Genomic DNA, 13776 nt, shown 5'->3' with positions numbered 1-13776 from the left:
TGGAGTATCCTGCCGCGATATATCCGGTTGAAAACACAGACCCGCCCCCCTTTACCGGGGCGCTGCGGGCCCCGGCGCAACCGGCTCTTACCCAAGCTTTACCAGGACACGACCATGATTCGCAGCATGACCGCATTCGGCAACGCCCGAGCAGACCTAGAACAAGGCACGCTTGCCATTGAACTGCGCAGCGTCAACAGCCGCTTCCTTGATTTGTATTTCCGCTTGCCCGACGAGTTGCGGCACGTTGAAACGCCGCTGCGCGAACTGCTGACCGCCAACCTGGCGCGCGGCAAGGTCGAGATCCGGGTGTCATTCACGCGCAACGCCAGCACCGACCTGTCCAAGCTGGACCCCACGTGGCTGGAAAGCCTGGCCGAGCAGTTGCAGGCCGCCCGCCGCATTGTTCCCGACATCGCGCCCCCCCGGCTGGTGGAATTGTTCAACTGGCCCGGCCAGCGCGGCAACGACGCGCTGGACCCGCAGGTGTGGGGCGCGGCCTGCCTGCAAGCGGCGCAGCAAGCGCTGACCCAATTGCAGGAGGGCCGCGCGCGCGAAGGCGAACGCCTGGCGGGCATGATGCGCGAATGCGCAGACGGCGTCGCCCGCGTGGTCGACATCGTGCAGTCGCATCTGCCGCAACTGCTGTCGGACCACCGCGACAAGCTGGCCGCCAAGCTTCGCGAAAGCGTGGAATCGGCCTTCCCTGGCGGCTTCACGCACATCTCGGGCACAGAGCTGTCCGAACGCCTGTCGCAAGAAGCCAACCTGTTTGCCTTGCGTATCGACGTTGCGGAAGAACTGTCGCGGCTGCGTTCGCACCTGGAAGAATTGCGTCACCTGCTGACCGACGGCGGCGGCAAGTCCGCATCGGGTAAGAAAAACGCCGGCAGCGCGGGCAAGCGCCTGGATTTTCTGTTCCAGGAAATGAACCGCGAAGCCAATACGCTGGGTTCCAAGGCAGGCAGCATGGAGGTCACCCGCGCCGCCATGGACCTGAAACTGCTGATCGAACAGATGCGCGAACAGGCGCAGAACATCGAATAAGCCATGGCGGTTTGATGCGATCCGGGGGGCCGCGCAAGCGGCCTCTTTGCATTCCAGACTTTTCCTATAGGGTCGGCCGCAAGGGCGTGTTGTCATGGGGGGTTTACGTCAAGGCTGTATTCCAAGGCTGTATCCATTAGGAAGCCCCATGTTCCGCAAGACCTTTCTGCCGCCCGTCGCCAACCTGCTGGCCTTCGAAGCAGTCGCCCGGCGCAACAGCGTGTCGCGCGCGGCGGACGAACTTCACCTGACCCAAAGCGCCGTATCGCGCCAGATCCACCAGCTTGAAACCCAGCTGGGCGTGACGATGTTCCACCGCGTGCGCCAGCGCGTGGTCTTAAGCGATGCCGGCCGCGCCTACGCGTCCGAGGTGCGCATCCTGTTGCACCAGCTGTCAGAAGCCACCCGCCGCACCATGGCCTGCACGCGCCGCGACCAGCTCAATCTGGCGGTGCTGCCCACGCTGGGCACCCGCTGGCTGATTCCGCGCCTGGGGGATTTCATGGCCCGCAAGCCCGAAGTCACCATCAACTTCACGTCGCGCACCCTGCCCTTTGAGTTCTCGCAAGAGCCGTTTGACGCGGCCATCCATTTCGGCGCGCCTTACTGGGCCGGCGCCGTGTGCGAGTACCTGATGCACGAAGAGGTCATCGCCGTCAGCAGCCCGCGCTATCAACGCTTGCACGGTATCCGGCACATCGCGGACCTGTCCAACGTCGTGCTGCTGCACCAGACGTCCCGCCCCGCACAATGGGCCTCGTGGTTTGATCAACACGGCGCCAGCGCGGCGCGCGCCATGCAGGGCCCTCAGTTCGAGCAGGCCTCCATGCTGGCGAAAGCGGCCGCCTCCAGCCTGGGCGCGGCCTTGTTGCCGCGCTTTCTGGTGGAACGCGAACTGGACACCGGCGAACTCATCCAGCTGTTTCCCCAAGCGCTCAGCAGCGCCGACGCCTACTACTTCGTCTATCCCCATACCCAGGCCGAATCGCCGCTGGTGCGCGAATTTGGCGCCTGGATGCTGGAGCAGTGCCGCGTGGCGCCGTAAGCGCCGCTCCCACCGGTGGGCAGGTTTGGCGCCACACGCGCAGGGGCTTGCGCCGCTGCACAGAAGCCGTCAAGCTGCCGCTAAGCCGAACTGGCCCTGGATACAAAACGGGACTACAAGCCTTGCAACGCGTCGTCATCATTGGCGGAGGTGCCGTTGGCAGCTCTATCGCCTACTTTCTAAGCCAAACTCCGGACGCTTTTGACGTCACGGTGCTGGAACGTGACCCGACGTACGCCCAGGCTTCGTCCGCGCTATCGGCCAGTTCCATTCGTCAGCAGTTCTCGACGCCCGTCAATATCGGCATGTCGCAAATGGGCATTGCGTTCCTGCGCGACCTGGCTGCTACCTTGTATGTGGACGATCCGGCGCCCGATATCGGCTTGACCGAGCCCGGCTATCTGTACCTGGCCAGCGCCGCCGGCTGCGCCACGCTGCGTAGCAACTACGACACGCAGCGCTCGCAAGGCGTCGACGTCGCCTTGCTCGAGCCGGTTCAATTGCAAGCGCGATTCCCGTGGCTCAATACTGCCGACTTGGCGCTGGGCGCGCTGGGCTTGTCCGGCGAAGGCTGGTTCGATGGCTACGGGTTGATGCAGGCGCTACGCAAGAAGGCGATCGCGCAAGGCGCAACGTACCGGCGCGCGCAAGCGGTGGGCTTGCTGCGCGACGGCGCACGGGTGAACGGGGTTTGGACAAGCGACGGCGCCGCGCTGCCCTGCGATGTGGCCGTCAACGCGGCAGGCCCGTGGGCGGCACGCGTGGCCCAATGGGCTGGCATAGCGTTGCCCGTGCGCGCCCGCCGGCGTACCGTGTTCAGCTTCAGCTGCCCGCAGGCGCTGCCGAACTGCCCCTTGCTGATCGACCCGTCGGGCATCTGGTTTCGTCCGGACGGCGACAAATTTCTGTGCGGTTATTCGCCTGACGCGGCGGACGACGCCGACGACTTGCCGCTTGACGCCCAGCTCGATGCGTTCGACAACCACGTCTGGCCGGCGCTTGCGGCCCGGGTGCCCGCGTTCGAGGCCGTGCGCGTGCGCAGCGCCTGGGCCGGTTATTACGAAATGAACGTGTTCGACCACAACGCCATCATCGGCGCCCATCCCGATTGCCCCAACCTGTATTTCGCCAACGGCTTTTCCGGCCATGGGCTTCAGCAAGCGCCCGCTACCGGACGAGGCATCGCAGAGCTGCTACGGTACGGCGCCTACCGCAGCCTGGACTTGTCTGCCTTGTCGTTCCAGCGCGTTCTGGACAACCGCCCCCTGCTTGAAAAGAACATCATCTAAGGGCGATTGTCCTGGGGCAAGGAGCGACTAACGCGCCTCGCCTGCCGCCGGTTCACCTCGCAAGGCGGAATCCAGATATTCGCTGCGCGCCCGCGCATCCGGGAAACGCATGTCGCGGTAGCTGATGAAACGCGAGCCGCGCGTGACGCGATACCCCAGCCAGATCAACAAGAACAGCGGGATGCCGATATACGTGGCCACCACGCCGCCCCAGTCAATACGGTCCTGCAGGAACGCCTGGTAGTTCTGGCCCAGCGTGATGATCAGGCACAGTACAAAGGCAAAAATCGGACCGAAGGGAAAGAATGGCGACACGTACGGCAGGTCAGCCAGGCTGTGACCCTGTTTGACGTAGCCGCGCCGGAATCGGTAATGGCTGATGGCGATGCCCAGCCAGGCGATGAAACCCGTCATGCCCGAGGTGTTCAGCAGCCAGATGTAGACCGCGTTCGGGCTGAAGATAAACGTGAAGAAGCACAAGGCGGCCACGACGGTGGTCGCCAGCAGCGCCCACAGCGGGACGCCGTTGCGCGAAATGCGACCGAAAATGCGCGGTGCCTTGCCTTCGCGGGCCAAGCTGTACAGCATGCGCGTAGCGGCGTACATGCCCGAATTGCCCGCGGACAGCACCGAAGTGAGCACCACGGCGTTCATGACGGAGGCCGCGCCCAGCAAGCCGGCGCGTTCGAAGATCAGCGCGAACGGACTGACGCTGATGTCTTCGACATCGTTACGCAGCAGGTGCGGGTCGGTGTACGGGATCAGCAGGCCGATCACCAGGATGGCCATGACGTAGAACAGCAGGATGCGCCAGAAAACCTGGCGCACGGCGCGCGGCAGGTTGCGCGCGGGGTCCTTGGATTCGCCCGCGGCAATGCCGATCAATTCGGTGCCCTGGAACGAAAACCCCACCACCATCGCCACGCCGATCAGTGCGGCAAAGCCGCCCGCGAAGGGCGCGTCGCCCACCGTCCAATTCGCCAGCCCTCCCGTTTCGCCGCCACGGATGATGCCCAGCAGCATCATCACGCCCATCGCGACAAAACCCAGCACCGCCACGACCTTGATCAGCGCGAACCAGAATTCCGCTTCGCCGAAACCGCGCGCCGACATCGCGTTCAGGCCGAAGGTGATGGCCAAAAACAAGGCGCTCCAGTAGAAGCCGGGCACGTCGGGAAACCAGTAGGCCATGACCAACTGCGCCGCCACCAGGTCCACGGCCACCGTCACTGCCCAGTTGTACCAATAGTTCCAGCCCAGCGCGAAGCCGAAACCGTCTTCGACGTAGCGCGCGCCATAGGTGGAGAACGAGCCCGACACGGGCATGGCGGCGGCCAGTTCGCCCAGGCTGGTCATCAGAAAATAGACCATGACGCCGATCAGCACATAGCCCAGCAGCGCACCGCCGGGGCCGGCGCGCGCAATGGTGGCGCCGGACGCCACGAACAGGCCGGTGCCGATGGACCCGCCCACAGCAATCATTGTCAGATGGCGCGCGGACAAGGTGCGCCGCAGTTCCGAAGGCGGATTCGCCTTCGCCGCGCGCGTGCCGCCAGAGCGGCGATCATCGTGTTCCGATGGAGCCAAAATGCATTCCTTCACGTCTTGAAGGCGTCCGCGCGGACATCTCGCGAAAGCCTGGGATTACCGAGCAACGCGCGAGAATAGCGCAAACGGGCTCGCCTCGAAAAATGGCGGCCGTTTGGGGACGGATCGCGACTACTGGAAGGCCGTTTCCATGAAGGTGCGCAGCTTGCGGGAATGCAGGCGTTCCGGCGGCATGTCCCGCAGGCGCTCCAGGGCGCGGATGCCAATTTCAAGATGCTGGTTGACCTGCCGGCGATAGAACACGCTGGCCATTCCGGGCAGTTTCAGTTCGCCATGCAGGGGCTTGTCTGACACGCACAGTAACGTGCCATACGGCACCCGGAAGCGGAAACCGTTGGCGGCAATGGTGGCCGATTCCATGTCCAGCGCAATCGCCCGCGACTGCGCAAAACGTTCCACCAGTTCAACGTGGTCGCGCAGTTCCCAGTTGCGATTGTCGATGGTGGCCACGGTGCCCGTGCGCATGATGCGCTTCAAGTCCCAGCCCGACAGCCCCGCCACTTCCTGCACCGCCTGTTCCAGCGCCACCTGCACTTCGGCCAGCGCGGGCACTGGCACCCAGGTGGGCAGATCGGCATCCAGCACATGGTCTTCGCGGACATAGCCGTGCGCCAGCACGTAGTCGCCCAAACGCTGGGAATCCCGCAAGCCGGCGCAATGGCCCAGCATCAGCCAGGCGTGCGGACGCAGCACGGCAATGTGGTCGGTGATGGTCTTGGCGTTGGACGGGCCCACGCCGATATTGACCAGCGTGATGCCGGAATGGTCGCCGCGCACCAGGTGATAGGCGGGCATTTGCGGCAGGCGCACGCCCTGGCCTTCGTCGCCCGGGCCGTTTTCGCCGCGCCGGGTAATACGGTTGCCGGGCTCTACCAGCATCTCGTAGTCCTCGTTGCCGCTGGCCATCAGCGCACGGGCGCGCGCGCAGAATTCGTCGACGTAGAACTGGTAATTGGTGAACAGCACAAAGTTCTGAAAATGCGCCGGCGCGGTTGACGTGTAGTGCTGCAAACGGTGCAAAGAGTAGTCAACGCGCTGGGCGGTGAACGGAGCAAGCGGCTTGGGCTCGCCGTCCTTGCCGCGCCAGGAACCGTTGACGATGGCGTCGTCGGTAACGGCCAGGTCGGGCACATCGAACAGGTCGCGTAGCGGGCGCTTTAAGGCTTCAAGGTGCTCGCCCTCGACATACGCGCCTTCCGGGAAGGCGAAATGCAGCGGGATGGGCGAATCGGACTCGCCGACTTCGACCGCGACGCGATGGTTTTGCAGCAGCTGGCCGACCTGCTCGATCAGGTAGTCGCGAAACAGTTCGGGCTGGGTAATGGTGGTTTGGTAGATGCCGGGTTCGGCCACGTGGCCGTACGACAAGCGAGTGTCGATGGGGTCGTAGGTTTCCACCACGATACGGATCGCCGGGTAGTAGGCCCGCGCACGCTCGGGCGCGCTGCCGTTGCCTTCCTTCGCGCCCTCGTTGGCGCCTTCCTTTGCGCCTTCCTTTGCGTGCTCTTTCGCCCCTTCTTTCAGCACCTCGCGGAATGCCGCCCGCAGGAATGCCGTGTTGCGCGCGTAGATCTCGGCCAGCCGGGCGACGGCGGCGCGGGCGTCCTGAAAGGGTTCAAAGGGCAAGGCATCGGGCCGGTTCATCGAAGACACGGGGTGTACTGCATTCATCATTGAGCTCTGCTCCGCTTCTTATCTGTCTTATCGGTTTGCTCGGCGCCCGGGGTCTGTCAGGCCCGCCAGCGCCGATGCGGTCGATTATGCCCGAGGCGTTCGCGCATGAAGCGTCATATTTGCCACTGCCCCGTTCGGGCGGGCCGGTCACCGCGTCCAGCCGAAATTGCTGCGCCCGTTACATCGGTTCCCGGGCGGAAAGTAACGACAAGGCACCGATAATGCTGCATTGCACTACAAATGTAATGAAACTTTATTCCATTATAATTCAACGGCTTCCGTGGCTTGCGTGGCCCGGGACGCCCCCTTTCCGCCGGCTTGCCCCCGTTAGGCAAAGCCATGCCGCCTACTCCGATTTTTGAAGTGACGTAATGACTCCGCCCACGCGAAAAGTCCGATTTGCCCGTTTCCGCATTCCCGTTTTCCTGTCAGCCCCCCTCTTTGCACTGACCGTTTCGTGGCTGCCCAACGCCGCCCAGGCGTCACTGCCCACCGAACAAGCCCGCCCGACGCTTAGCGGCCTGCGCCTGGCGCAAGAGCCCACCGTTCCCACCCTGAGTGAACGCGTCGTGCAGGCGGGCCTGGACGCCATCGGCACCCCGTACAGCTGGGGTGGCGATGACGCCGAAGGTTTCGATTGCAGCGGCCTGGTGCTGTACGTATTCCGCGAAATCGCCGGTCTTGAACTGCCCCGCACGGCGCGTGCCCAGCGCAGCGAGGGCAAATCCGTGCCAAACAAAAAAGAACTGCGTCCTGGCGACCTGGTATTTTTTGCCACGCGCGGTCGGGGCGTCACCTCGCACGTCGGCATCTATATTGGCCAGAACAAATTCGTTCATGCTCCCCGCCGTGGCACGAAAGTGCGCGTTGACGAGATGAAGAACCCGTACTGGACGAAGCGCTACGTTGGCGCCCGCCGTTATCTGGACACCACGCAGGGCCAGATGCTGGCCCAGGCGTCGCGATAAATCTCGCCAAACCGCGGACGAAAAAAAGGCGCCTGCCGGGCGCCTGACGATCAGGGGTAAGCAAGCAGCCCGTCGGGAATTTCCCGACAGGCTGTTCCGCATTCAGCCCCGGCCCACGAACGGCATGTTGGTGGCCATGATGGTCATGAACTGCACATTCGCGTCCAGCGGCAGGCGCGCCATGGCGGCAACGGCCTGCGCCACGTGCGCGACGTCCATGCGCGGTTCGACCTTGGTGCTGCCGTCGGCCTGCAAGATGCCGTTGGCCATGCGCTCGGTCATGTCGGTGGCCGCATTGCCGATGTCGATCTGCCCGCAGGCGATGCCATACGGCCGGCAATCCAGCGAAATCGATTTGGTCAGGCCGGTCACGGCGTGCTTGGTTGCCGTGTAGGCAATCGAGAACGGACGCGGCGCATGCGCCGAAATCGACCCGTTGTTAATAATGCGACCGCCCTGCGGCGTTTGCCCCTTCATCACGCGGATAGCCGCTTGCGCGCACAGGAACATGCCGGTCAGATTGGTGTCGACGACTTCGCGCCACACCGACACGGGCAGTTCTTCGATGGGCATGGCGGGCGCGCCGCGGCCGGCATTGTTAAACAACACATCCAGCCGGCCATATTCACGCTGCGTCGTGTCGAAAAGATCACGCACCGCATGCTCGTCCGAGACGTCGGTCGGCACCACCAGCGCTCGCACGCCGTCTTCGCCCGCAGCCGTGCGGGTAGCTTCCAGCGGGTCGCGGCGGCGTCCCGCCAGCACGACGCGATAGCCCTGCGCCAGGAATTCCAGCGCCACGGCGCGGCCAATTCCCGTCCCTGCACCGGTTACCAGGGCCACGCGTGGTGGTTCGATCTCGTTTGCGTGCATCGGATTCTCCTTGTTATCAATCGGCGAGATGCTACCGCAATCATTAGCGCGATGCTGCAAGCAAAGTTTCCAAACCAGACACAGTTCTGGCTCGGTTCCTGCGAGAGGAAGCGAGCGGAACACGCGCGCGAAATCAGACAAATGCGCAGATCTGTCACAAGTCTTTATATAATCTGTGGCAATTAGCTTATTACCCATAGTCAATAACAATATCGGAGCAGGCAACCATGACCCCACGGTCTTTACCCGCCGCGTTGCTCTTGAGTCTGGCGGGCGTTGCTGCCGCACAGGCGCAGGGCGCGGCTGGTCCCGACGGCAAGCAGATCAGTATGCAAGGCGCGAACGGCGCGCCTGCCTGTGTGACCTGTCACGGCGCACGCGGTGAAGGCAACCCCGCTGCGGGGTTCCCGCAGTTGGCGGGCATCGGCGCCAAGTATCTGACCGAACAACTGCAAGCCATGGCCAACGGGTCGCGAGTAAGCCCGGTCATGGCGGCAACCGCCAAGGCGCTGAACGCCGAGCAGCAGGCGGCGGTGGCGCGCTATTACGCGTCATTGCCCTCGCCTTTGAACATCGACCGTTTGGCGGCCACGGCGATGAATCCCGTCACGCCGGCCGACACGGGAGCCTGGTTGGCGACGCGTGGGGCGTGGGACAAAAACGTCCCGGCCTGTAATCAGTGCCACGGCCCCGGCGGCATCGGCGTGGGCGAGAATTTCCCTGGTCTGGCCGGCCAGCCGGCCGCGTACATCGCGGGTCAATTGCGGGCCTGGCGCCAAGGTCAACGCCCGCCCGGACCGCTTGCCTTGATGCCGGCGGTGGCAACACGGCTGACCGATGCCGAAATCGATGCCGTTTCGGCCTACTACGCCGGCCTGCCCAAGGCCGCTGATTTACTGGCCGCGCAAGCACCGGCCGCGCCGGGAGCCCGCCCATGACGCCTGTATCCACCCGGACTGCCACGTCCGACAACGTGCGCGAACCCGCCATCAACGCCGAGTCGGCCATCACGTCCGGCGCCATCACGTCGGGCGCAATTCGCCGCGCCGTGCTTGCGGGCGCCGCCGCGCTAGGGCTGCTTGCCGCCGCGAATGCGCCGGCCGCCGAACCGCGCCCGGCCTTCACACCGCCCTCGGCATCGTCGCTGCCCGACACCGAATTCGGCAAGATCGTGCGCCAGGGCGAGCAGATTTTCCTGCACACCCCGCAAATGGCAGGCAAATTCGTGGGCAACGACCTGACCTGCGCCAGCTGCCATCTGGATGCCGGCCGCCGCCCGGACTCGGCGCCGATGTGGGCCGCGTACGTGCTGTATCCGGCCTATCGCGCCAAGAACGAACACGTCAACACCCTCGCGGAACGCCTGCAGGGCTGCTTTCGTTTCAGCATGAACGGCAAGGCCCCGGCGGCGGACGATTCCACGCTGGTCGCGTTGCAAAGCTACATGTTCTGGCTGGCCAGCAAAGCGCCCACGGGCGTCGTCCTGCAAGGCCAGGGATATCGCAAACTGCCCGCGCCGGCGCAGAAGGCCGACTACGTGCGCGGCAGCGAGGTCTATGGGCAGTACTGTGCGGTTTGCCATGGCGCAGAAGGCCAGGGCCAAAAGAACGGCAAGCACTGGGTCTTTCCGGCGTTGTGGGGCGCCGATTCGTTTAACTGGGGCGCCGGCATGCACCAGATCGGCAACGCGGCCGGCTTCATCAAGGCCAACATGCCGCTGGGGCAAGCCGGCATGCTGAGCGACCAGGAAGCCTGGGACGTGGCCTACTTCATGAATGCGCACGAACGGCCGCAAGACCCGCGTTACAAGGATTCGGTTGCGGCAACCCGGGCCAAATACCATGACTCCGACGACTCGCTGTACGGCATTGAAGTCAACGGGCACCTGCTGGGTAGCGATTCCCCGGCACCGGGCGGCAAGTTGATCCAGGCGGCGACCAAACCGGCCAGCTAGGCTGGTCCAGGCGCCACCGCAACGGCGATCAGGCGGCGTGACAGCGGGTTTTCCCCTGCCCTGCCGTCTGATTTGCTAGACTTCCGGTCTTAGCATCACACGCCGGTCTTTATTCATGTACGCCAATCCCGGAAACGTCTTCATGGTCGTCGCCCCCAGCGGCGCGGGCAAATCCAGCCTGGTGAAGGCCTTGCTAGCGCAAGACCCTTCCATCGAACTTTCCATCTCGTGCACCACGCGCGCGCCTCGCCCCGGCGAAGAAGACGGCCGCGAATATCGCTTTGTCTCGACGGACGATTTCAAAGAGATGCGCGACGGGCAAAACCTGCTGGAATGGGCCGAAGTACATGGTAATTTTTACGGTACGCCGCGCGACCGTATCGACACCGCAACGCGCGAAGGCCGCGATGTGCTGCTGGAAATCGATTGGCAAGGCGCGCGTCAGGTAAAGCAGCGTTTTCCGGGCGCAATCGGCATTTTCGTGCTGCCGCCGTCGATCGAAGAATTGGAAAGCCGCCTGAAGGCGCGGGGCCAGGATGCGCCGCAAGTGATTGCGCGCCGGCTCATGGCGGCGGGCGGCGAAATCGCCCACGCGCCTGAATGCGAATATGTTATTATTAATCAAGAATTTAGCGTAGCCTTGTCGGAGCTGATACAAATCGTCAGTGCCGCAAGGCTGCGCTTTTCGTCTCAGGCCGCCCGGCACGCTCAGTTGTTCTCGCAACTTGGCATCCCTGCCGAGCATTGAGCCGACTGCATTCTCCCTATCATCCATCAGCACCAGGTGTCCTAATGGCTCGCATCACTGTCGAAGACTGTCTGAATCAAATCCCCAATCGTTTCAAGCTCACGCTGGCCGCGACGTATCGCGCCCGCGAGTTGGCGCAAGGCCATGCCCCGCGCCTGGACAGCAAAGACAAGCCCACGGTCACTGCACTGCGCGAAATCGCGGGCGGCCTAACCGGCGTGGAAATGCTGCGTAAAGTTCCCACCTGATAGTCCCGGGGGGCGGCAAGTATGGCTTTTCCCGGGCTGAAGTACGCTTCATCTGGTCTGCTTGCCGCGCTACGTGCCGGCTCCCGTCTTGGGCGCCGCACGGGTAAGAAAGGCAAAAACCCCGCTACGCCACCGTCCGTCGCCGCGCAAGAAGCGGCGGACGCGACCGCCTCGCCGGTCGCTTCGCTGGCACCGCTGACCGAAATCATCGGCAGCTATCTCGATCCCAAAGATGTAGAGCGCGTGCGCGAAGCCTATCGCTTCGCGGACCAGGCACACCTGGGCCAGTTCCGCGCCAGCGGTTCGCCCTACATCTCGCATCCCATCGCCGTCACGGAAATCTGCGCAGGCTGGAAACTCGACGTCAACGCGTTGTCGGCCGCCCTGCTGCATGACGTGATGGAAGATCAGGGCATCGCCAAGCACGAGCTTGCCGAAAAATTCGGCCCTGAAGTTGCCGAGCTGGTTGATGGGCTGTCCAAGTTGGACCGCCTGGACTTTGCCACCAAGGCCGAGCAGCAGGCCGAGAGCTTTCGCAAGATGCTGCTGGCGATGGCGCGCGATGTGCGCGTCATCCTCATCAAGCTGGCCGACCGCCTGCACAACATGCGCACGCTGGACGCGGTCAACCCCGAAAAGCGCCGGCGCATTGCACGCGAAACGCTGGATATTTACGCGCCCATTGCCCATCGCCTCGGCCTGAACCTGCTGTTCCGGGAATTGCAGGACCTGTGTTTCGCGGCGATGTACCCGAACCGCTATCAGGTGCTGTACAAGGCCGTGCTAGCCGCGCGGGGCAACCGGCGCGAAGTCATCACCAAAATTGCCGATTCGGTGCGGGCGTCGTTGCCCGCCGCCGGCATCGAAGCCGAAGTCACCGGCCGCGAGAAAACGCTTTATGGCATCTACCGCAAAATGGTGGACCAGAAAAAATCGTTTTCCGACGTGCTGGATATCTATGGCTTTCGCGTCATCGTGCACACGCTGCCCGAGTGCTATCTGGCACTAGGCACACTGCATCAGCTGTATCGCCCGGTGCCCGGCAAGTTCAAGGACTACATCGCCATCCCGAAGGTGAACGGCTATCAGTCGCTGCACACCACGCTGGTTGGCCCGTACGGCACGCCGGTGGAATTCCAGTTCCGCACGCGCGACATGCATCATGTGGCCGAAGAAGGCGTGGCGTCGCACTGGCTGTACAAGGGTGCCGACCTGACGCTGAACGACCTGCAAAAGCGCACGCACCAATGGCTGCAATCGCTGCTGGACATTCAAAGCCAGACGGGCGATTCCGGCGAATTCCTTGAGCACGTCAAGGTCGACCTGTTCCCGGACGCGGTCTATGTGTTCACGCCGCGCGGCAAGATCATTTCGCTGCCCCGTGGCGCAACGCCGGTGGACTTTGCCTACGCCATCCACACGGACATCGGCAACCAGGCCGTGGCGGCCAAGGTCAACGGCGAATTCGTGCCGCTGCGCACTGAACTCAATAGCGGCGACACGGTGGAAATCGTGACGTCGCCGGCCTCGCGCCCCAACGCGCAGTGGCTCAATTACGTGCGCACCGGCCGCGCCCGTTCCGAAATCCGCCATTACCTGCGTACCGTCAAGTACGAGGAATCCGTGGCATTCGGCGAACGGCTGCTAAGCCAGGCGCTGCAAGAACTGCACATGCCGATGCCGGCGACCGACGACCCGGCCTGGCAAAAGCTCGCGCGCAGCACGGGCGCAAGCTCGCGCGAAGAGATCCTGGCCGATATCGGGCTGGGCAAGCGACTCGCCGCCGTGGTGGCCCGCCGCTTCGCGCCTGAACATCAATTGGTTGCCACCACGGCGGCGGCAGTTGACGAACTGACCTCGGCGCGCAGCGCGCCCATCCTGATCCAGGGCAACGAAGGCCAGGCGGTGCAGTTGGCGCCTTGCTGCGGCCCGCTGCCCGGCGACCCCATCGTGGCCGGCATGCGCATGGGTCACGGGCTGGTGGTGCATACCGCCGACTGCCCGGTCGCCATGCGCCAGCGCCTGCGCGAACCCGAACGCTGGATCAATGTGGCCTGGGACGCGCACACGGCCAAGCACCTGGCCACCCGCCTGGACATCATCACCCGCAACGAACGCGGCGTGCTTGGCCGGCTGGCGGCGGAAGTCACCGCCGCCGACGCCAACATCATGCACGTAACCATGCACGATGACGCGGTGTCCACGGTGTCTCTGCACCTGACCATCCAGGTCGACAGCCGCAAGCATCTGGCGCAGGTCATCCGCGCCATCCGGCATGTGCCGCAAGTGCAGAAGATCGTCCGGGTAAAGGGTTGAAGCCGG

The 13776-nt window shown here is 63.9% G+C and carries 12 protein-coding genes; 9 read left to right on the top strand and 3 right to left on the bottom strand.

The window, feature by feature from the left end:
• Positions 1-114 precede the first annotated feature (114 nt).
• From KYT87_RS13515 to KYT87_RS13505, 3 genes are all read left to right on the top strand, one after another.
• Complete coding sequence (locus tag KYT87_RS13515; protein WP_219992449.1) at positions 115-1047, top strand: YicC/YloC family endoribonuclease; 933 nt, start codon at positions 115-117, stop codon at positions 1045-1047.
• A 148-nt stretch (positions 1048-1195) separates the two neighbouring features.
• Positions 1196-2092, top strand: a complete 897-nt coding sequence (locus KYT87_RS13510) for a LysR family transcriptional regulator (protein ID WP_219992448.1) — start codon at positions 1196-1198, stop codon at positions 2090-2092.
• A gap of 122 nt (positions 2093-2214) precedes the next feature.
• The gene (locus KYT87_RS13505) at positions 2215-3381 is read left to right on the top strand and encodes an FAD-binding oxidoreductase (RefSeq protein ID WP_219992447.1); all 1167 of its coding nucleotides are present in this window, start codon (positions 2215-2217) and stop codon (positions 3379-3381) included.
• Positions 3382-3408: 27 nt separating this feature from the next.
• Here the strand turns inward: KYT87_RS13505 and KYT87_RS13500 are convergent, their stop codons facing one another.
• Together KYT87_RS13500 and KYT87_RS13495 are read right to left on the bottom strand one after the other, a co-directional pair.
• Entirely contained in the window at positions 3409-4896 is a 1488-nt protein-coding gene (locus tag KYT87_RS13500; protein WP_104143982.1) for an amino acid permease, read from the bottom strand.
• Positions 4897-5100: 204 nt separating this feature from the next.
• Positions 5101-6663, bottom strand: coding sequence for an AMP nucleosidase (locus KYT87_RS13495; RefSeq protein ID WP_370512749.1), 1563 nt, complete (start codon positions 6661-6663; stop codon positions 5101-5103).
• A 371-nt stretch (positions 6664-7034) separates the two neighbouring features.
• Here KYT87_RS13495 and KYT87_RS13490 point away from each other — a divergent pair, with 371 nt between their 5' ends.
• A complete protein-coding gene (locus KYT87_RS13490; RefSeq protein ID WP_219992446.1) occupies positions 7035-7631 on the top strand; it encodes a C40 family peptidase in 597 nt (198 codons plus the stop codon).
• Between the two features lie 102 nt (positions 7632-7733).
• Here the strand turns inward: KYT87_RS13490 and KYT87_RS13485 are convergent, their stop codons facing one another.
• Positions 7734-8504, bottom strand: coding sequence for an SDR family oxidoreductase (locus KYT87_RS13485; RefSeq protein ID WP_046804948.1), 771 nt, complete (start codon positions 8502-8504; stop codon positions 7734-7736).
• 227 nt (positions 8505-8731) lie between these two features.
• Between KYT87_RS13485 and KYT87_RS13480 the strand changes: the two genes are divergently transcribed.
• The 5 genes from KYT87_RS13480 to KYT87_RS13460 all read left to right on the top strand — a co-directional run bounded on the left by KYT87_RS13480 (position 8732) and on the right by KYT87_RS13460 (position 13770).
• A complete protein-coding gene (locus tag KYT87_RS13480; RefSeq protein WP_104143910.1) occupies positions 8732-9442 on the top strand; it encodes a c-type cytochrome in 711 nt (236 codons plus the stop codon).
• Positions 9439-10458 carry a c-type cytochrome gene (locus tag KYT87_RS13475; RefSeq protein ID WP_370638763.1) on the top strand — a complete coding sequence of 340 codons (1020 nt, stop codon included), beginning with the start codon at positions 9439-9441 and terminating at the stop codon, positions 10456-10458. Before KYT87_RS13480 ends, KYT87_RS13475 begins: the two co-directional genes overlap by 4 nt.
• Positions 10459-10573: 115 nt before the next feature.
• Positions 10574-11206 carry a guanylate kinase gene (gene gmk / locus KYT87_RS13470; protein WP_082134487.1) on the top strand — a complete coding sequence of 211 codons (633 nt, stop codon included), beginning with the start codon at positions 10574-10576 and terminating at the stop codon, positions 11204-11206.
• A 44-nt stretch (positions 11207-11250) separates the two neighbouring features.
• Complete coding sequence (rpoZ, locus tag KYT87_RS13465; protein WP_006219679.1) at positions 11251-11454, top strand: DNA-directed RNA polymerase subunit omega; 204 nt, start codon at positions 11251-11253, stop codon at positions 11452-11454.
• 21 nt (positions 11455-11475) lie between these two features.
• Positions 11476-13770 carry a bifunctional (p)ppGpp synthetase/guanosine-3',5'-bis(diphosphate) 3'-pyrophosphohydrolase gene (locus tag KYT87_RS13460; RefSeq protein WP_046804951.1) on the top strand — a complete coding sequence of 765 codons (2295 nt, stop codon included), beginning with the start codon at positions 11476-11478 and terminating at the stop codon, positions 13768-13770.
• Positions 13771-13776: the final 6 nt, after the last annotated feature.

Origin of the sequence: Achromobacter sp. ES-001 (assembly GCF_019448355.1) — a bacterium.
GTDB classification, from domain to species: Bacteria; Pseudomonadota; Gammaproteobacteria; order Burkholderiales; family Burkholderiaceae_B; genus Achromobacter; species Achromobacter spanius_B.
The sequence above is the reverse complement of the archived record's forward strand: the minus strand, read 5'-3'. Positions and strand labels throughout refer to the sequence as shown.

What these genes read in the sequence shown, in the direction of transcription:
- KYT87_RS13495 (WP_370512749.1), bottom strand. Translation starts at nt 6,663, where the DNA reads ATGATGAATGCAGTACACCCCGTGTCTTCGATGAACCGGCCCGATGCC.
- KYT87_RS13510 (WP_219992448.1), top strand. Translation starts at nt 1,196, where the DNA reads ATGTTCCGCAAGACCTTTCTGCCGCCCGTCGCCAACCTGCTGGCCTTC.
- KYT87_RS13480 (WP_104143910.1), top strand. Translation starts at nt 8,732, where the DNA reads ATGACCCCACGGTCTTTACCCGCCGCGTTGCTCTTGAGTCTGGCGGGC.
- KYT87_RS13490 (WP_219992446.1), top strand. Translation starts at nt 7,035, where the DNA reads ATGACTCCGCCCACGCGAAAAGTCCGATTTGCCCGTTTCCGCATTCCC.
- KYT87_RS13515 (WP_219992449.1), top strand. Translation starts at nt 115, where the DNA reads ATGATTCGCAGCATGACCGCATTCGGCAACGCCCGAGCAGACCTAGAA.
- KYT87_RS13475 (WP_370638763.1), top strand. Translation starts at nt 9,439, where the DNA reads ATGACGCCTGTATCCACCCGGACTGCCACGTCCGACAACGTGCGCGAA.
- rpoZ (WP_006219679.1), top strand. Translation starts at nt 11,251, where the DNA reads ATGGCTCGCATCACTGTCGAAGACTGTCTGAATCAAATCCCCAATCGT.
- KYT87_RS13460 (WP_046804951.1), top strand. Translation starts at nt 11,476, where the DNA reads ATGGCTTTTCCCGGGCTGAAGTACGCTTCATCTGGTCTGCTTGCCGCG.
- gmk (WP_082134487.1), top strand. Translation starts at nt 10,574, where the DNA reads ATGTACGCCAATCCCGGAAACGTCTTCATGGTCGTCGCCCCCAGCGGC.
- KYT87_RS13485 (WP_046804948.1), bottom strand. Translation starts at nt 8,504, where the DNA reads ATGCACGCAAACGAGATCGAACCACCACGCGTGGCCCTGGTAACCGGT.